Origin of the sequence: Microcoleus sp., assembly GCF_041354475.1 — a bacterium.
GTDB lineage: Bacteria > Cyanobacteriota > Cyanobacteriia > Cyanobacteriales > Microcoleaceae > Microcoleus.
This window is the reverse complement of the sequence record NZ_JBGJZU010000027.1, coordinates 16,189-33,799: the sequence shown is the minus strand read 5'-3', so window position 1 is coordinate 33,799 and position 17,611 is coordinate 16,189. Positions and strand designations below refer to the sequence as shown.

14 protein-coding genes and 1 pseudogene are annotated in these 17,611 nt (G+C 42.6%); 10 read left to right on the top strand and 5 right to left on the bottom strand.

Annotation, left to right across the window (positions count from 1 at the left end; translation table 11 throughout):
- The first annotated feature begins 47 nt into the window (after window positions 1-47).
- Window positions 48-2,894, top strand: coding sequence for a hypothetical protein (locus ACBR23_RS12570; protein ID WP_371120866.1), 2,847 nt, complete (start codon window positions 48-50; stop codon window positions 2,892-2,894).
- A 62-nt stretch (window positions 2,895-2,956) separates the two neighbouring features.
- Window positions 2,957-4,801 carry a UvrD-helicase domain-containing protein gene (locus tag ACBR23_RS12565; RefSeq protein WP_371120865.1) on the top strand — a complete coding sequence of 615 codons (1,845 nt, stop codon included), beginning with the start codon at window positions 2,957-2,959 and terminating at the stop codon, window positions 4,799-4,801.
- A 10-nt stretch (window positions 4,802-4,811) separates the two neighbouring features.
- Here the strand turns inward: ACBR23_RS12565 and ACBR23_RS12560 are convergent, their stop codons facing one another.
- Window positions 4,812-5,786: a hypothetical protein gene (locus tag ACBR23_RS12560; protein ID WP_371120864.1), complete on the bottom strand. Its 975-nt coding sequence runs from the start codon at window positions 5,784-5,786 to the stop codon at window positions 4,812-4,814.
- 160 nt (window positions 5,787-5,946) lie between these two features.
- Between ACBR23_RS12560 and ACBR23_RS12555 the strand changes: the two genes are divergently transcribed.
- From ACBR23_RS12555 to ACBR23_RS12520, 8 genes are all read left to right on the top strand, one after another.
- Window positions 5,947-6,513 (top strand): hypothetical protein, encoded by a 567-nt coding sequence (locus tag ACBR23_RS12555; RefSeq protein WP_371120863.1) that lies wholly within the window; start codon window positions 5,947-5,949, stop codon window positions 6,511-6,513.
- Window positions 6,514-6,516: 3 nt separating this feature from the next.
- The gene (locus ACBR23_RS12550; protein ID WP_371120862.1) at window positions 6,517-6,882 is read left to right on the top strand and encodes a hypothetical protein; all 366 of its coding nucleotides are present in this window, start codon (window positions 6,517-6,519) and stop codon (window positions 6,880-6,882) included.
- Window positions 6,883-6,891: 9 nt separating this feature from the next.
- Entirely contained in the window at window positions 6,892-7,104 is a 213-nt protein-coding gene (locus ACBR23_RS12545; RefSeq protein ID WP_371120861.1) for a hypothetical protein, read from the top strand.
- A 25-nt stretch (window positions 7,105-7,129) separates the two neighbouring features.
- The gene (locus ACBR23_RS12540) at window positions 7,130-7,627 is read left to right on the top strand and encodes a hypothetical protein (protein ID WP_371120860.1); all 498 of its coding nucleotides are present in this window, start codon (window positions 7,130-7,132) and stop codon (window positions 7,625-7,627) included.
- A gap of 62 nt (window positions 7,628-7,689) precedes the next feature.
- Entirely contained in the window at window positions 7,690-8,652 is a 963-nt protein-coding gene (locus ACBR23_RS12535; protein ID WP_371120859.1) for a hypothetical protein, read from the top strand.
- Between the two features lie 34 nt (window positions 8,653-8,686).
- Window positions 8,687-10,126 (top strand): hypothetical protein, encoded by a 1,440-nt coding sequence (locus tag ACBR23_RS12530; protein ID WP_371120858.1) that lies wholly within the window; start codon window positions 8,687-8,689, stop codon window positions 10,124-10,126.
- Window positions 10,127-10,203: 77 nt separating this feature from the next.
- Window positions 10,204-12,624, top strand: coding sequence for a hypothetical protein (locus tag ACBR23_RS12525; protein ID WP_371120857.1), 2,421 nt, complete (start codon window positions 10,204-10,206; stop codon window positions 12,622-12,624).
- Between the two features lies 1 nt (window position 12,625).
- A complete protein-coding gene (locus ACBR23_RS12520; RefSeq protein ID WP_371120856.1) occupies window positions 12,626-12,832 on the top strand; it encodes a hypothetical protein in 207 nt (68 codons plus the stop codon).
- Between the two features lie 58 nt (window positions 12,833-12,890).
- Here ACBR23_RS12520 and ACBR23_RS12515 read toward each other — a convergent pair whose 3' ends face one another.
- The 4 genes and pseudogenes from ACBR23_RS12515 to ACBR23_RS12500 form a co-directional block, all read right to left on the bottom strand.
- Window positions 12,891-14,045, bottom strand: coding sequence for a tyrosine-type recombinase/integrase (locus tag ACBR23_RS12515; RefSeq protein WP_371120855.1), 1,155 nt, complete (start codon window positions 14,043-14,045; stop codon window positions 12,891-12,893).
- 190 nt (window positions 14,046-14,235) lie between these two features.
- Window positions 14,236-15,480, bottom strand: a complete 1,245-nt coding sequence (locus tag ACBR23_RS12510; RefSeq protein WP_371116139.1) for an MFS transporter — start codon at window positions 15,478-15,480, stop codon at window positions 14,236-14,238.
- Between the two features lie 78 nt (window positions 15,481-15,558).
- A pseudogene (locus ACBR23_RS12505) lies at window positions 15,559-16,099 on the bottom strand (IS200/IS605 family accessory protein TnpB-related protein); the annotation flags it as partial.
- Between the two features lie 240 nt (window positions 16,100-16,339).
- Window positions 16,340-17,527 carry a glycosyltransferase family 4 protein gene (locus tag ACBR23_RS12500; protein WP_371116140.1) on the bottom strand — a complete coding sequence of 396 codons (1,188 nt, stop codon included), beginning with the start codon at window positions 17,525-17,527 and terminating at the stop codon, window positions 16,340-16,342.
- Between the last annotated feature and the right edge of the window lie 84 nt (window positions 17,528-17,611).

Below are 17,611 nucleotides of genomic sequence, written 5' to 3'. Positions count from 1 at the left end.
CCACGGTTCCCAGGCACTTCCTGGGAACCACTCACTACACCAAAAATATGTGCATACAAACTCGAATTCAAAAAATCCTTGCCGAAAAAGAAGCTCTAGACGCAAAAATCGTCAGACTCGAAAAACTGGAATCCGCGGCCGCTCCGGTCAAAAACTCACTAACTTTGTTGCTGGCAGATTATGCCGAAGAAGTTTCGGAAGAACTCCCGGTGATTTGGGAAGAGATTTTGGCGATTGGCAGTCAGTATAATTTGTCGGCGCAACCTTTGGCGGCCGATGAGTTACGGCAGTGGGAGGCGGCGCAAGCTGAAAACGAGAGACTGGAACAGGAGGTGGAAAAGTGGAGTGCAGCAGCCGCCATATCTGAATTGGCAGTAAAGAATCTGCGATCGCAGATTGCACAAATTTCTACACCAGAAAGTCGCGGCCCTGAATCGTCACCCCCTTACAAAGGCTTTCATCTGGCAATTGAGGCGCTGGACAAAATGGGCGGGGCTAAAGCTTTGTCTGTGGGTGATCAAGTCGAGGCAACCAATGGAGGGCTGTCCGTACAGCTAATTAAGACCAATCAAAATTCATTTGTATTTTCCAGTGAGAATGTGATCGAAAAATCTGAGGCATCCCCTGATTCTATCCCCGCTCTTACCCTTTGGCAGCCTTGGGCTTCCCTCATCGCCGAAGAAGTTAAGCGGGTAGAAACTCGGAGTTGGTTAACCGATTATCGGGGCCCGATCGCAATTCACGCAGCAAAGAGAGATATTAATCCGGGTGAAATCACCCACCTTCGCAACTTGCTACCAGATGAGGATATTTGGACACCTAGGGGTAATTGTGAATTCCCTCTAGGTGTTGTCGTGGCGATCGCAAATTTGATTGATTGCGTAGAAATCACACCAGAATTTATCGCTCAACAATCGGAACAAGAGTTGAAATGCGGTGACTGGACACCAGGGCGGTTTGCTTGGGTACTCGAAATTATTCGGACTGTCGTTCCACCGATTGAGGCGTCAGGCGGTCAAAAAATATGGAAATGGACTGGAACGTCGATCGCGGCAGAGTTGGAGCATTTGGAAAAATCGAAAGCCAGCCCTGAACCCAAGCCTGAGTCGGAAGAAGTGGTCGATTTGATCGAAAAAATTCTCTACTCTCACGGATTTTTCATGTCGCACATGAAAGTAAATGGCGTATACGATGAGGACGAAAAATACGAGAACTACAGGGGCTGGGCAAGTTATCGCCAATTTCACGACAACGGGATAACGGGTATTGGTCTTCACCATGAAGAGTTTGGTTTTTGGGATGCCAGCACAGAAATGATTGGTGACGACGATCCGACATTTCCCGAAGATTTTAGTGATGGCGACGCAATTGTCGCTTGGATCAGAAAAGTAATTAATGAAGTGGTCGAGACCATTTCTGTAGTTTCTGGTCAACTCAGTTTGGAATTTCCAGAACCCACGACTGAACAAATAGAGGAAGAGTTGGGCTGTAACTGGGAAGACGAAGAAAAACCCATGCCAGGGCTAACCAAACTGCAAAAATTGTTAATAGACAACAGAGACTTTTGTTTTGAAGAATTGGGTGTGCTTGTCAATTTTCAATCAGTAATTGCCCCAGCAGACGACACGGTGGAATTTGAGTCGGAAGAGGTATTGATAACTATTCGCGGTCACAATCAATCTCGCGAATATTATGTAGATGCCGACGTATTCATATATCAATACGAAGGTAGCTTTTATCAGGCAGCAGAAGGTTACGTTCAGCACTTTCTCCGAGAATTGGAAAAAGACGCAGCAATCAAAGAAAAAATTACTCAATACAAAGCTGATGGTGAACATCAGTCGATCGAACCTGTAGAGCCGGAATCCTCAAAAATAGAAGAATTTGAGGCGATGGGTTTCAATGTTCGAGTACATCCTCAGTTGCCACTAGGTGTGACCTTTAGATTTTTGGATGCTGATGGTAAGGTTGTTTTTGCCAACTCGTTAACGATCTCCGAACTTGGTGGCGTTGACTACAAAACTCGTGCATGGGATTTGATTAGTAAGTACAAAAATAAGGAGGCTTTTCGACTGGAAAAGTTGGCTAATCCCTACGCCAAAGAAGAAGATAAATTTGTCGAATTGGTGAAACTCACCCCAGCAGTAGGCTATCTCAAGAGAAAAGACAATAGTGAATTGCTGGCTGCCTACGCAGCATTCGCCAATCGCGATAGCGCTGGACAGAAAGTCCTAACTTTCGCAAAAGTAAGAGCAAAAAAATGGGCTGAATACTTGCGCAGCACTTATGAAAGTTGTGGTTGGAAGGTGGAAGAACCACGTAAGATTGCCCGAATGGAGGCAGAACCAGGAACTAAGCAACAGTTTAGTTACGAAATTAAAATCACTGGATTCTCGATCGGGCAATTACAAAAATTAGCTGAGGAAGATTTTAGTCTGTTACCCAACGAAATAAAGTCAGTTCCGATTGAAGTGCTGCCGACACCAACCGTGGCTCGAATTTCGAGCGTAATAGTCAATTCTTACGAGTTGGCAAAGGGTACTGAGGAAGAGATGCGATCGCGCTTTGAAGAAGAATTGAAAATCTTCGGAGGATCGCAAATGTCCGTAAGTCTGTTGTCCGGCTCACAGACCGTGGAAAGTTACAAGGTAAATGATTTTAAATTTGAAAAAATTGAGGATTTCGATTTCGATAATCCTGAGTATCGGGTAACACACTGCCCGTCGCAACTGAAATTCAGCGTGTGGAGTCGGGTAGCAATTTCCCCACTGCCCGCCACTTGGGTCAACGATGTCTCTGAAATTACCCCCGGTAGTGGATACTCCAAGCGCGAGGCTGCTGCTGTCGATGCTGTGCGCCGATTATTACTTAAAGGGGAAAAATCTGACTGGTAACTAGCAATTGTTCCCGGTGTAACAGCCGGGACTGAGACTTTCTTGATTAATAGGAGCTAAAAATGGAATTATCAAAATATCAGGCAGATATTCTGCAAGCCGTGCAACAGCGAATCAATACGCCGCCATGTGAAGCTATCAAAGGACTTTTGATAGAAGCGTTGGCGGGAACAGGCAAAAGTTTTATGTTGGTCGAAATCTGTTCACTCCTTGAATCTGCTGGCGTTAGCCCCGATCAAGTGCGGTTGGTAGTTTTTGGCAAGAAAAACAAAACTGACCTTGCCAATAAATTGGGATTAAAAGTAGGCAATAACTGGAAAAATTCGGTAAGCACTTTACACTCGCTAAGTTTTCAAATTTTAAGGGAGGCACTTAATGTTTCCAGTAAAATTTTTAAGATTGAAAGTTGGAAGTATCGCGACATTGCTTCCGATTTTAAATTTGTTCGATACTCCGAAGGATGGGGGAGAGACAGAAAAGAGTTCCCCGGAACTTTGTTTAAAAATTGCCCTGAAGATATTGTGAGGCAATTTGAGTGCGATTTCTTGACCCTACTGGAACTTTTAAGGCTTTACTGCCTTGATGCAACCGTAGAGAATTTAGTCAAGCTGACAATCTTACATCAATTAGAAATTATCATTTCTGAGGAAGTTGTAAAAGCTGCTGACAAGTGTTTGTCAGTTGGTAATCAAACAGCCTTAAGCGCTTATTGGTTGGATTACACCGATATGAGTTGGGTGTTGTGGAAAAATCGGGAACTATGCGCGGGGACGCTTGAAAAATATCGATCGCAATTTCGGATGATTGCAGTTGACGAATGCCAAGACACCGACCAACTCCAATTAAATATTCTGTCGTTGTTGATCAATCCAGCCAAAAACTTTCTAGTTGCCGTTGGCGACAGGCATCAGGCAGTTTACAGCTTTCGGGGCTGCGTGTCTGATGGCATGGTAAAATTCACTGAATTATTCAACTGTAAAATTTTGCCATTACCCGTGAATTACCGTTGCGGGCGATCGCATTTAGAACTTGTGAGAAAGATTTTCCTAAGCATTCCGATCGAACCGTGGGAAGGAGCGGGGGAAGGGGAAATTAAAGTTTTGAAGCATGGCGACTTTCTGTCATTGTTTCAGGATGAGTCGAAATCCTACATAGGTGTGTGCCGAAAAAATGCACCGTTACTGGTTTTTGCCATCAAACTTTTGGCAGTCGGAAAGCCGGTGAAAATCAAAGACCGTAGTTTGGGCAAGCGGGTCCTGGATGAAGTTGAGCGAATTATCATTAATTCCAAGATTCCCTACGATTGCGGTACGTTTTTTCAAGCTTTATCGAATTATAAATCGGAAAAGTATAATAAATTACTGAAATACAAAGACCGTGAAGCACGAATCTCGCTTTTGACCGATATGTTAGCGGCGGTGTTGGCGCTTTTTGATGCGTACCAGCCAGAAAGTTTTCACGATTGGGAGGTTTTAATTGAAAGGATTTTTGATGAAAGCGACGGGAAGCGGTGCATCAATCTTTATTCAATCCATTCAGGCAAGGGAGGAGAAGGCGACGTCGCTTTCATTATTGAGCCAGAACTGATGCCGTTTTTTCACAAGGGCCAAACGGCAGAGGAAAAAGCTCAGGAAGACAACCTACTTTATGTGGCACTCACGCGGCCTAAGAAAATTTTAGCTCTGGTGCTAGGGGAGGATAAAAACCCCAGCGATATTTCATGGCTACCGCAAGAATATATAGATGTGCCACGGAAGTTTCCCAAAAAACTAGAGTCAGAAATTTCTCAGGAAGATTTATTTGAGGCCTTGGGCAAACTGGAAAAATTTCCGCGCGCAAAGCTCAGGACTGTCTTGAGAGAAATAATTTATCGCCTCGGCAAAGAATCTGTCGCCGATCTGTTGTAGTGGCAGATCCTTAATTACTCAGTACAACATCACTCAAATCAAAAGCATACTTCCCCCGTACTAATGGTACGGGTTTTTTTAATCCGTCCAAAATTAAACTAGCACTTACAAACTTACAATTTACGACTGGACGCTTTTCTGGTATCTTGACTTTCTGATTTAAAATCAATCTTGTTTCTTTCTGACCCTTTGTAAACTGAGACACGTTAGTTTTCTCGCTGTAATTAAAGCCGTCCATATCGGGCTTATGCCCAAATATATCAAGCATAGCCGTAAATAAATTTATACCGTCGGCTTGAGTTTTGACGTAGGCATATCCCTCTAAACCCTGCAATCGGGCAACCATCCCGGAATAACTCAGGCAGGAAGTCCCTTTGCTCCAAACAAATTCTTTGTCGCCAAAAATAGCTTTAATCCGGTTTGACCATTTACCAACTTCGGTTGTTGTCAACAACTTGATTCCGGTACTAACCGCAGCTATTTTTGGGTTTTCAGTAAAACCGACACACCGAATTTGCTTGATTCCTTTGATACCTTCGTCTGAAATAAATAGTAGCTTAATGCAAGGATAGCCCCGCAATAGGGGCTTACTACCTTTACCACTTACCGTTTGCGCTTCAATGGCTTTTTGGCGCATTATGTCCATAATACCCGTAATTAAATCACTCGTTGTACCAGACAGTAAATAGCTATCCTCCAGCTTATCTTTGTCAGGCCAATATTCGATTGTCCGTGCACCGCTAACCGAGGTTGAAGGTGTGATATCGCTGTATTTAGGCTTAGTCCACAATGCCGTTCGATAATTGGTGGCTTTATCGCGCTTGCCGTTAACAAAGCCCGTCCTAAACTCTCCCCACCACGCTTCAAAGTCTATACCGTTGGTACGTATAAGCTCACGCTGTGCGTAAAGTGCAGAGGGTTCTTCTGGTGGCAAAAGTAAGGTATCTACCGTTACCGCTTTAGGTGTTTTTTTAGATGTTGTCATTGCTTTGATAAAAGATATTTGATATTCCTAGTATACGACAAAATATTTCTCAAACCTATATGGTTTGATTTTGAAAATATGAGCAAATAATCGATACAAAAAGAAGGCTGATGGATGATAATGAGTTTATCGTTAAAATTCAAATAGGAAATAAGCAATCATGGGAAAATTCTTAACCGCTGCGCAACTCGAAAGACGTTTGACTAAAGCCAAGGCTAGAGAAGCCTACAGAGAGGCTCAAGCAAAAAATCCAATTGCAAAACCATATAAGCCAAAAGGCGACAGCGATACCGTGTACGTCAGGTCGTTTGAAGACGATACTGTAATTGTAAAGATGTTGGTTCTTAAAACATCAATTACAAAAGCCACTGCTATTAAAGATGCGCTAGGCTGGTTGACGCAAACAGCAGCGGAGGCTCTCTTGGCTGCAAAGATTTTTGAGTTTAAAGCAGCCCACAGGCAAGTATTACGGATTCGTATTAATGAGGCCAATGCGACACCACAACCAAAAAATACACCATGGGGAACGCGAGTGGTTGATATGATTAGCAACAGCTATCAGTTACCATTTTCGCTTGGGGCTGATACGAGTCCAACGATGAAGGAGGCAAAATCAGCTTTTAACGCGCTATTCAGCGAAACTGGGTCGGGGAAAACACTTATAGCCAAAGAAGGTAGTTATGCTGAATTACTCTATCGGGGTGAAGTTATTTCTGTAGTGCGCTAAAAAATGACTATTATTAATGGCGTAGCCGAAAATTGGGAATTAATCTGGAGCCTATCCTTCGATAGTTCTCAATCGGCCTTACCGAGAGTTTTCTCACCTACCTTGATAGAGAAGCCTGTTCTCGCGATAGCAGCAAAAGTTACACAACCTTATTGGAATAGACAGACAATAGGATTCGTAAATCAGCACATTGATACGGGATTAATAGGGAAGGGATTGGCTAGAGTTACAAAGAACCGTTTAATATTTTCTGATGAACTTTGTGTTGTTATTTTCCCTATTGCCTCTCAATATCAATTGTCGTTCGATTTATTTCTCAAAGTTGCCTCTCCAGGAGAATTGTTAGTTTATGAATATATAGGAGTATAGTGTGATGCTATGAACCCTCTTTCTTTAAAAGTCGATATTTTTGTGATAATTGGAGTAATTGCTGCTTTAATTCCGATTTGGAGTTATCTCGACAAAATTCTAACCCAAGTCAAACAAAACGCAATTGATAGGGCTATGCTGGTAGCCAGATTAGAATTCTACGAACAGCGACTTGAGAAAATTGAAGAAATGATTGCAAGAAATTCTGGATTTAAACTTTAAGTTTAGGGGCAATAGGGAGATAATTATGGCAACTATTACACCAGGCACAAGTGCCACAATTAACGCTGGAACAATAGAGGGACAGCTATTTCAATTACTTCACCTGATTAACGCATCCGAAGCAGCGGTTGGTGCTAGTGACAATAAGTTTTCACTTGACAAATCCGAAGAAGGAATCTTAACGTCAACATTTAAATTGCCAGGTCAAATAGTCTATACACCCGCTACGGGAATTTTTGTAGAATCCCCACTACCGTATTTGGCAAGTGTCACTTTTAGTGCTGGTAGTCCAGTCGGTACGATTAAATCTACAACACTTTCTGCGTATTTTATTGAGTGCTGTCTCTACCTTTTAACTTGGCAACGCAATGGTGCCAAGAACGTGCAAAAAGTGACAGGAATTGCCTTAGATTTTGATTGGGCTGAGGCGACTTACTCCGGTAGCCTGTCTTTGCCTTATGCTACTGTATTAGGCTCTAACGGCGCAATTTCCGAATCGGCTACAGAGTGGCTGTTGACTTAATTAATCACTATTTACCCCCTTATTTATGGGGTAAATTATACATTATTTACTTAAGGAAACTTATGAGCGCTACAAGTTTTGGAGTTACCCTAGAATCTTCCGCGCTAGCATTCTCTACCGAAGGGATTGTACCTGACAAGTGGGTACAAGAAGCAGCCAGCGCGGTTTGGACGGCCATAAAATCTGGACTACAAAGTGCTTTAGACCTCGGCAAAAGAATGTTTGAGGGAGGCAAAGAATTGGTAAAGGCGATCGCTCGTGGTGATTGGAAAATCTTTGGTGACTGGTTTAAAGATGACCCCGGTGGTGCAATTGCGGGTGCTGGAGCGGTTGCGGTTGCGGGATTTTTCGTTGCTGGCGCAACAGGACTAACTGGTGTGATTAGTGGCGGAATTGCATCAATGTGGACTTCGTTAGGTTCAATAAAGTTAGGCGGTTTCGCGGTTGGGGCAATGTTGCCCACGCTACAACAAGCAATTTTAGGAACTACGAACACTGTAATGAATTTAGATTGGGCGCAGTCGGATAAAGCGATTTTGGCAGAATTAAACAGTTCTTATTTAGCTTTTCTAAATCAGGTTGGGGAATCACTAGGTAGAACTTTGGTCGTAATGGCTTTCGGGGGCGGGAAAACTAATCCTAGGTTAACTTTAAACATCACGGCTGCTGCTGCGCTATCGATTACAAAAGAGATTCAGGACGATGACGATATTTCTGACGAATTGATTGAGGCGATGTCAGAAATGGCTAACATATTTATTCGCTACGCGCGCAACTTAGCTGCAAAGTTGGGATACCTAGAATTGCGTAAATTTGCTAGAAACAACGTGAGAACTGGTATCCCTGCAATTGACAATAAAATTAAAAATTGGGGACTACAAGAAGGAGAGAGCTTTGTAATTTCACAAAAGATTGATGACAAAATAGAAAAGATTACGGAGGAAAATCCACCTCTAGGGAACTTATTGGAAGGTTTAAAAGAAGGTGCTTCCGATGCCTTTAACGATTGTATAACGATGATTTAAGATAAGATGAAGGAAATTACAAACAGAACCTAAAATGGTACTACAGTCAAAAACTTTTTCAGTACAATTACTTCCAGCCTATGTAGTCGATAGCGTTGTCGAAGTTATTCACTTTAGGGGTCTAACGGTTCAAAGTGACGAACTTGTAGCTATTTACTTAGATCAAGCAACTGGCTGTGTAGATTTAAATAGCATGAACATTGGGAAAGTTCCTGACTTAACTGGGGATGAAACTGATATCGAGAAATCCCTAGCCCTAACAAAAGCAGAATCTAACTCTAACAAATTAGGACTAAAGTTTTTAACCCGTAAGAACAACACCGGAAATTGGACTGAAATAGCCGAATTTATCTTACTTAACTACGGGAGAAAGGATTATCCAGACTTTCGTGGTCGTCTCGGCTACCCCTCTCGATTGTTAGAACTTAATGACGCGATTGGCGTACAGTTGGTGGATTACGGCGATGGTTTGTTGTGGGATAAAGATTTAATTGGCCTTTCGTTTGGTTGCACAATTGACGTGTCAAAAAAAAATGATTTAACGGAATTGTCAGCACGAATTGCGTCGCTAGAGTTAGCTTTAGAAGGTAAACTAATAAATTTACCTTCTAACACTTTACTAGGGCGTAATTCAGCAAACAACGGCACTGTAGAAGTAATTTCACAGACTCAGTTTGTCGAGCAAGTAGACTTAGCGACTGTTTTTGCACAACACACAAATGGTGATGAGCATGGCAATTACCTAACTAATGCCCGCGCCGACGTTCGTTATGTTGCGCTGACTGGAACCCAAACAATCGGTGGTGCTAAAACTTTTAGCAATGGTAGCACTAAATTTGGCGCAGGAGGTGAAGTGTTATCTACAGCCAGTTCTCAGATAGGTTTTTATTCTGGATATAGTTGGAATGGCAACGCACTTTTGTCAAATAACCCATCATCAGGTTTTGTTGGAATTAATTTTTACCAGCCGGGAATCGCTTTTTGTTACGATTCTGGATTAGCTACTGGCACTAATGGCATCGCGATTGCAACAAAGCTTTTAGTTGGTAGTTCCAACGTCCAAATACCTATCTCAGTTCCTTCTACCTCTCCTACTACAGGGGCTTTGGTAATTACAGGCGGTTTAGGTGTTGGCGGAAATCTAAATACAGGCGGATTCACTTCTTTAGGTGACAGCAATACTGGGATCAAATGTAAGGTAATTAATTTTACCAGTCCCACAACCACAGCTAATACTCTTGTAGCTAATGGGCTTCTTCCTGCAATGGATAAAATAGTAGCAATAACAGGGATGATACAAGCTAGCTCTACAGACTGGTTTCAACCTAATCATTATGGTGGGACTACTTACGCTAATACTAAACTGTGGAGTTTGTATCAATGGTCTAATAATGCTTACATCAGTTTGCATCCCGACGCTGTTGTTAGCATGGGAAATAGACCGGGTAAGCTGATTGTAACTTACACAAATTAAGGTCAACTTATGTCAATCGTTTTTAAAGATTTAGACAATAACTATTTTACCCCCATAAATACCCCCATAAAATACAAATGCCGCCACTATCGAGACAGCCCAGAAACACTGGTAACGCAAATCTTAATTTAACTTACGAAAGAACTTTAGGAAGCCTAGGGGGAATTCGTGCAGAAGGTAGTGCAGAAGTTGGCTTAGAAGGTGTTTTGAACCTAAAAGGTAATCGCTTGTCGGGTGGAGTTGATTTTGCTGAAAGAACTGCAAATCTAAATACCGGAATCGGAGTCGGAAAAAAATTAAGTGGTTCCCTAGAAGGTTCAGTTAAGCTACGAGAAAATGGCTCAATCGAGTCGATAGGTGGCGGTATTAGTGGCAACGTTTTTGGTTTTGGTGGTGGCATTAGTGCCGATAGCGGTGGTAATGCAGCGATTAGCGCAGAGGCTTTCGGAGGTAAGGTGGAAGTCGCTAGAGACTCCAGCGGTGCTGTCACGGTGCAAGTATGTTACGGAGTCGGTATCGCCGAATTCTGTACTACTTTCTCTCGTGATAACGGAGACCCTCAAAACAACGGTAGTTTAAGGTTAGGAGTAGGTGTTAAGCCGAACGCAGGTTCAACTCGTCCCCGGAGACCCAGTGCACCTACAGATTCACCTAAACGTCCTGAGTCAAAAGTACGGAGGGAGCGTCCTAAGCCAGAGCGTCCTAAACCAGAACGACAGCCAAAGCCTACCGAAAATAAACAGCCTAATTTAGTGAGGGACGGTAAGAAAAAACCACAAGTTGATATTAGAAAAAAACCATCAATTGATTTAAAGAAAAAACCATCAATTGATTTAACTAAACCCAAGGCAGATATTAGGAAGAAACCTGTTAAACCACCAAGACCACCTAAGCCAAAACCGCCCAGTCCACGTCCGATTAATTTAAAAAAGCCCGTACCAACACCCGTACCTAAGCCAACTCCCATACCGAGACCTAAAGCAACACCGAAACCACCTAAAATACCACGTCCTACTCCTACGCCACCGCCCAAACCCGTACCAGTACCAAGACCAAATCCGTGGTCACGAGAGCCACCTCCCGCACCGGAACCACCAACTCCTGCGCCAATTGTTCCCGGAGACCCGTTACCACCACCAATTGTTAATAAGCAAATTGTTCCCGGAGACCCAATTTGTATGACAATCGTTAACAATATATCTTTTTCTTCCTATTACTACAACGGTGTACCTTGGAAATGTGGTGGGGCATTTATGGACGCTCATTTGGGGAAGGCAAGTGGTATTAATAGTTCCTGTCAAGGTTCTTTTGACCCTTTAGATTTACCTGCTATCATTCTCCCAGAACACATTTCTCTATATATCGGTTGGCGACTTAAGGCGAAATATAGAGGGGAAGGAGAAGCAACAGAATGCTCCCGACTTGACTTTGATTACGGTTACTGGCAACTAAAAGCTGGTGAGTGCGTCAGTAGCAGTAGAGTTAAAACTACAGAGTATTATGGAAATCTATACAGGGGGAGTATAGAGAATATTGAAGGAGTTCAATTCTGTATCGTAGCTTCAAATAGAATTAGTGATAGCGACACCTCTAAAAAAACTCCCGGCGCTATTCGAAATGTTTATGCACCCATAGGTAATGAGAGTCCATTAATTTTAGCGGTAGGCAAGGCAAGTGCTATAAATGCTTATTTTAACAGATTAAATAATTTACCAAAAAATAGGGAAGAAGTAGGGAGTAGTACAGGGAGTGGAGACTGTAATAGTATTGGAAAGACACAATATTATTTTCAGTATATTGTTGGTAGTTTTGTTTTTCCTACCCAACCTTTTCAACCCCCCCGATTACCCAATCAACCAACTAAAGTAAAACCTATGGACTGCTGCAAAAAAGTAGATGAGATTTACAAATATCTTGGAATCGCAAAACTGAAAAAAGAAAAGTTTAAAGTAGCCAAGGCTTTCCTAGTTCCCGGTGGGACTGGAACCGAGGACTGTGAAGATTATTATCAGCTAAATCAAGCTTTGTTTCGGATGCTGGCTAACGGGTTAATAATTAATCCGGTATCGAAACCACTAGGTAGCGAGTGGAAGTCGGTTAATGCGACGGCGTGGGCTGGACAGGTTTACGAAATGGCCGCCGAAGCAATGTCGAACGGCGACTCATCTCAGAAATACGAAATTTCTATGATGATGCAAATCACTCAACTGTTAAGCATAATTGCGGAACAGACTAGGAAAATTGAATTTCTTTCCGAAGTTCTGGGCGTAGAGCCTGGGTTGGACACTGAGGAAATACCAGCTTGCTTTACAATTTACGAAGGGCATAAAGGTTTCGACAAAACACAGCCAAAGAGAATTGATACGGCTAAGGCGAAAACTGATGACGAAGTGGAAGCGATACTAGGCAAGATGCTTCGCCCGTCAAAGATTCCAATCACAAAATGGGTTTTTAAACCTGAATCTAAATCGATAGTTCGCTTATTAAGGGACGAATAAAATGACTAAGCCAACAACGAGTAAAGGAATAATTCGTAAAGAATTTCTACGAAAGAGAGAACAGTTAATTAGGGAGAAGGAGTTGGATATTGCGCTTGAAAAACGCCACCAAGGGTTAGACGATTTCAAGAAAGGCGACATGAAACCTTTCGTAAAAGCGGTCAAACTCAAACTTAAAAAAGCTAGGAAAAACAACCTAATCAAGTAAGTCTAATCAAGTAAGTAGTAGTAAGATTAAGATGTCGCCAAGAAAAGTGACATACAAGCTAAAAATCAGGCAATACTAAATCTTGAGTTTTAGCTGCAAAGTAGTGTCTCATAATGGTTTCTGAATTGTTACCAGCAAGTTCAGCCACAGTTGCGATGTCCAACCCCGATCGCAGCATCCGAGTAATCCAGCTATGCCGTAAATTATTAGTCGGCAGATATTCCTCAACTTTGCCGATCGCCACTAACCCTTTGACGATCGGCTTCCAGTAGCGTTCACCAAAATTGTGCTGATTGATATACCCGCCTTCAGCAGAGGGAAAGATTAAGCTTTGCGTCCTGGGCAAGGTTTCCAGTAATTTACTCAGTTGAGGGTTTACTGGAAACCTTCTAGTTTCGTAGGTTTTGGTAGATTTCAAAATTCCCTGACTGTAAGCCTTTGACACCACAATTTCATTTTTACTGTTGATGTCGCTCCAATTTAGCGCGATAGCTTCTTCAGGTCTAAATCCAGTTAGCACCAAAAAATTCACATACCCGTAGTAATGCGAATGCGATCGCACAGAAAACTTAGAGCAAAACTCATTGCTAGCGAAAGCCGCCAAAATTTGTTCAATCTCGTATTTCTCAAAACATTTTCGGCTTCGACTACTTTTCTGGGATTTAGGGATACTTTTAAACAAGCGACTGTAAAAGTTTTTCGAAATTAACTCTTCCTCAATTCCCCAGAGATTAGCAGCACGAATATTTTCCAAAACTTTTCTAGTTGTCGTGGCGGCGTACCGCTCTAGCAGTTCTGCCAAAAGCAAACTTGCAGAGCTAGCGGTGAACTCTAGGCATCTTGGGCTGACAGCATTTAGGGCGCGATCAACTTCGGGCCAGATTCCTTTTTGAGTGGTAGCTGCAACCAGCTTTTTCTTGGCAAATTTGTATCGGCACCACAACATAAGTAAATTTAATTGCTCAGTCGGTTTTTCTGTGATCGTCTTGGAGAAATATTTAGCCAAAGAGGGATCGAACCGCTCAAGCAAAATATCGGAGTTTATTTCCTGAGCTTTTGCTTTGGCAACCTTTAGGGCTTCTGGGCAGACTTTCCCGATCGTCTGAGAATACTGATTTCCTCCTTCGCTCCAGCGGATGCGGTATGAGCTGCCATGCTGTTCGATCGCAATTTTTCCATATTTATCAATTAGCCCATTTTTTAACTTTGCCATTACCATTTCTCCCTCCGCCACTAGACCAACTGTAAATTTTTTTAGTGACAGAGGAAATGGTAAATTACCTAGTAAGAGCCTACGAACCATGAGGTCGGGGGTTCGAATCCCTCCAAGCCCATCATCAAAAGTTATGAGTTTTGGATTCCAAATCAGGATTCAAAACTCATAACTTTTTTAATTTCTTCATTCAACCATTCAAAGCATAAACATCTTTGCCTCGACCGATCGCAAACCTGACCGAATGAGACAAATTCTTGCTACACTGAGTAACAAAAATCACCAAAGCCAAACAAGCAAGTCCAGCCGCAAAACCAAACATATTTCTATAGCCAACTTGTTCCGCCACAAAACCTAAACTCGGCCCTGCGATCGCAATTCCCAAATCAAACCCGCCAATACAAAGCGAAAACAATCGGCCCCTTTCTTGAGGTTGGCATCTGTCCGACATCAGCGTTACCATCATCGGCAAAACCGTACCACCAGCACAACCTTCAACCAAGGCTGCAATTAAAAAAGCACTGCTATTGTTAGCAGAATACAACAAAAACATAGAAAAGAAGTAACAGATTAAGCCACCAGAAATAAACAAGCCTCGTCCGTATTTATCGGAAGCCCTTCCCGTGACTAATCGCATACTAAAACTAGCAATGGCTGCCGTAGAGTAAAATAATCCCGGATTAAAACTAGCCTCAGTTTCTTGCACAAACAAAGGCATAAAAGTGCTTAAAGTTCCGAAAACTAAACCTACCAAAAATAAGACTAAAGCGGGAATCCGAACGCGGGGATTCCACAGCATTTGCCAATATTTTTTTTGGTCTTTATCCTCAGATAATAACTTTTGCTTTGCTAAATCTCCCCAACTAGGTTCCACAATTTGTCTGGTACAAAATAGAGCCATTGTAGCGAAAGATGCAGACATTAAAAACAAAGGAGTATACCCCACCCATGCTTGCAAAAATCCGCCCATCGCCGGGCCAACTGCCATCCCAATCGGACTGACTAAACTCATGTAACCAATTAATTCACCCCGCTTTCCTGGTGGCGACAAATCTGTTACCAAAGCACTGTAAGCTGTGGTAAAAGCTGCGATACTAATCCCATGAAAAGCGCGGATACATAACAGTAAAGGAATAGATTTAGCCAAGAGGTAGCACAGAGGGGCTGTCGCAGCTACCAAAGTACCTAAGAGTAAAACTTGTTTTCTGCCTCTGCTATCAGCCATTTTACCTAATTGCGGTCTGGAAAACAAAAGCCCGATCGCAAATGCACCCATGACAAACCCAATTTGCTGTTTTGTACCGCCTACAGATTGGACGTACAGGGGCAAAGTTGGCAAAAGTGAGGCTAAACTCGACCAGAAGAGCAAGCCTGTGGTGAATAAAGTCAGCAAATTGCGTCTGGGCTGAGGTTCGATATCCCTAAAAATATTCAAGATGCTAATTCCGTGAAATCAATATTCCAAGTCCACTCAAGCTAAGGTCGAGTGTATCTATAGCTGGTAAAAGTATAGTCATTTATAGGCATGGGAGGCTTCAAGTCCCTCCCTCTTCACTTTTACTTTGAGCGGATTAACCCGCCTCGGCTGAACTACGCCCACGACCTATCCCATCGCACAAGGCATTTGGGATTGCTTTTCTGAGGATGTTGTACGAAGCGTTGATATCAGAATTGATTAACTGACCAGTCGATGTTTTGTACAAACCTCGCTGAATACGCTTCCCTGTAAACATTGGCTCTTTTTCTGTTTTCCCGTAGACAGGGATTGAGTCTAAACCCAAAAAACTTGCCCGCGATGTAAATGATTCTTCCTGCACAATTACTGTGATTCCCACCAACCGAGCTTTGTACTCCAACATTTCAATTAATCGAGAGTGAGGAATACTAACAAAGTTTTGGTTGGTTTGCGAACCGAGAGCAATTTCAGTTTTCCACTGTGCATTCTTACCAATTACTAGCGTCCCAATTTGTTTGGTATTTAAAATCGCAACAATCACACGACTAGCATGATGCAAGTAATTATCAACTTTTTGATGGCGACAACGAGTTAATCGCTAATTTGGGCGAAACGGTGTGACGTTGATTTAATGATGTGCCTCTCTGTTAGTTGCATTTGAGACTTGCGTTTTTTGGGTTATGCGTATTCCTGATTCAACACTCACAACAATATAATACCATTATTGTTTATAATTGCTTATAAACTCAATGAAGTTTTACAATACATTGTGTTACAAGTTTTTAACATCTGCAACTAAAAAAGTTAATATTTGACTCACACTCAACAGTCAACATTCTTACCAATCAACCTCGGCTCTTTCTGCCATCACCCGTTCATAAACCCACTCTGTTTCCATCGCCAACTTCGGCCAGCTAAATCGGCGTTCCAAGTCTGAGTAAGCATTATCAACTAACCACTGTCCATAACCCGGATTTTTCAATACTTCCAAAATCCCCCAGGCTAAAGAATCAGAATTATTTGCCTGAGTAACAACACCGGTTTTGGCGTGTTGTACTACTTCGGGCAATCCACCGGCATCAGAAACTACCACAGGCACTCTGGCTGCAAAACTTTCTAAAGCTACAATCCCAAAAGGTTCGTAAAGACTAGGAAAAACAGCACAGTCAGCCACGGTTTGAAATTTATCGAGGTCGTCTTCAAACATGAAGCCAGTAAAATAGCATTTATTCCAAATTCCTAAGTTCCAAGCCTGATGTTTCAGATGGTCAGTATTGCCACCACCCACAATTATAATCTTGGTCTTTCCCCCCATTTCCCAAATTACTTTCGGTGCAGCATTCAAAAATACAGCTATGCCCTTCTCGTAGCTAATTCTGCCCACATAATAGACAATTTTTTCATCATCTGCTGCAAATTTTCGCCGAAAATCTCTGGCATCGAATTCGTGCAAGCGTGGTTTTTTTTCTGCTCTAATTCCGTTATAAATTACTTCTATTTTGTTCCAAGGGGTAGATAGTACCCGTTCGGCTTCTCGCCGCATATAATCGCTGCACACAATTACCCGCCAAGCATTGTAAGCGAGGCTATTTTCTTTGGCGTTGATGTAGCGCTGTCCGTCATTGTGGAGACCGTTGAAGCGTCCGTATTCGGTGGCGTGGATGGTGGCAATTAGGGGTACTTTAAAACTATGCTTGAGGGCGATCGCGGCATCTCCCACTAGCCAATCGTGAGCGTGAATCAGATCGAAACGCCCTTCTTCTAGCATCAGTTTGCCACCTTGATGGCCCATGCTTTGGTTGAGGTTGGCTACCCAGTGGAAAAAGTCGCGGGCGTGTCCCACCACCACCCGATGTACCTGTATTCCTTCGACAACTTCATACATCGGCGCGTTGCCGAACTCTACAGTAATTAAGTGAATGGAGTGGCCCAGCTTCACCAATTCTGGATACAATTCGGATACGTGGCGGGCTATCCCACCTACGATTCTGGGAGGAAACTCCCACGCCAATACCAAAATTTTCATCTCTCTTCCCTCCGCATACTTTATAGATCTTAATGTTTATTGTTGACAACTTTATTGTATAATTTTAAGCTTTGATTGGTTGGT

Bases quoted from the DNA above. Each gene is read 5' to 3' on its own strand.
- ACBR23_RS12570 (WP_371120866.1), top strand. From the start codon at position 48: ATGTGCATACAAACTCGAATTCAAAAAATCCTTGCCGAAAAAGAAGCT.
- ACBR23_RS12565 (WP_371120865.1), top strand. From the start codon at position 2,957: ATGGAATTATCAAAATATCAGGCAGATATTCTGCAAGCCGTGCAACAG.
- ACBR23_RS12560 (WP_371120864.1), bottom strand. From the start codon at position 5,786: ATGACAACATCTAAAAAAACACCTAAAGCGGTAACGGTAGATACCTTA.
- ACBR23_RS12555 (WP_371120863.1), top strand. From the start codon at position 5,947: ATGGGAAAATTCTTAACCGCTGCGCAACTCGAAAGACGTTTGACTAAA.
- ACBR23_RS12550 (WP_371120862.1), top strand. From the start codon at position 6,517: ATGACTATTATTAATGGCGTAGCCGAAAATTGGGAATTAATCTGGAGC.
- ACBR23_RS12545 (WP_371120861.1), top strand. From the start codon at position 6,892: ATGAACCCTCTTTCTTTAAAAGTCGATATTTTTGTGATAATTGGAGTA.
- ACBR23_RS12540 (WP_371120860.1), top strand. From the start codon at position 7,130: ATGGCAACTATTACACCAGGCACAAGTGCCACAATTAACGCTGGAACA.
- ACBR23_RS12535 (WP_371120859.1), top strand. From the start codon at position 7,690: ATGAGCGCTACAAGTTTTGGAGTTACCCTAGAATCTTCCGCGCTAGCA.
- ACBR23_RS12530 (WP_371120858.1), top strand. From the start codon at position 8,687: ATGGTACTACAGTCAAAAACTTTTTCAGTACAATTACTTCCAGCCTAT.
- ACBR23_RS12525 (WP_371120857.1), top strand. From the start codon at position 10,204: ATGCCGCCACTATCGAGACAGCCCAGAAACACTGGTAACGCAAATCTT.
- ACBR23_RS12520 (WP_371120856.1), top strand. From the start codon at position 12,626: ATGACTAAGCCAACAACGAGTAAAGGAATAATTCGTAAAGAATTTCTA.
- ACBR23_RS12515 (WP_371120855.1), bottom strand. From the start codon at position 14,045: ATGGCAAAGTTAAAAAATGGGCTAATTGATAAATATGGAAAAATTGCG.
- ACBR23_RS12500 (WP_371116140.1), bottom strand. From the start codon at position 17,527: ATGAAAATTTTGGTATTGGCGTGGGAGTTTCCTCCCAGAATCGTAGGT.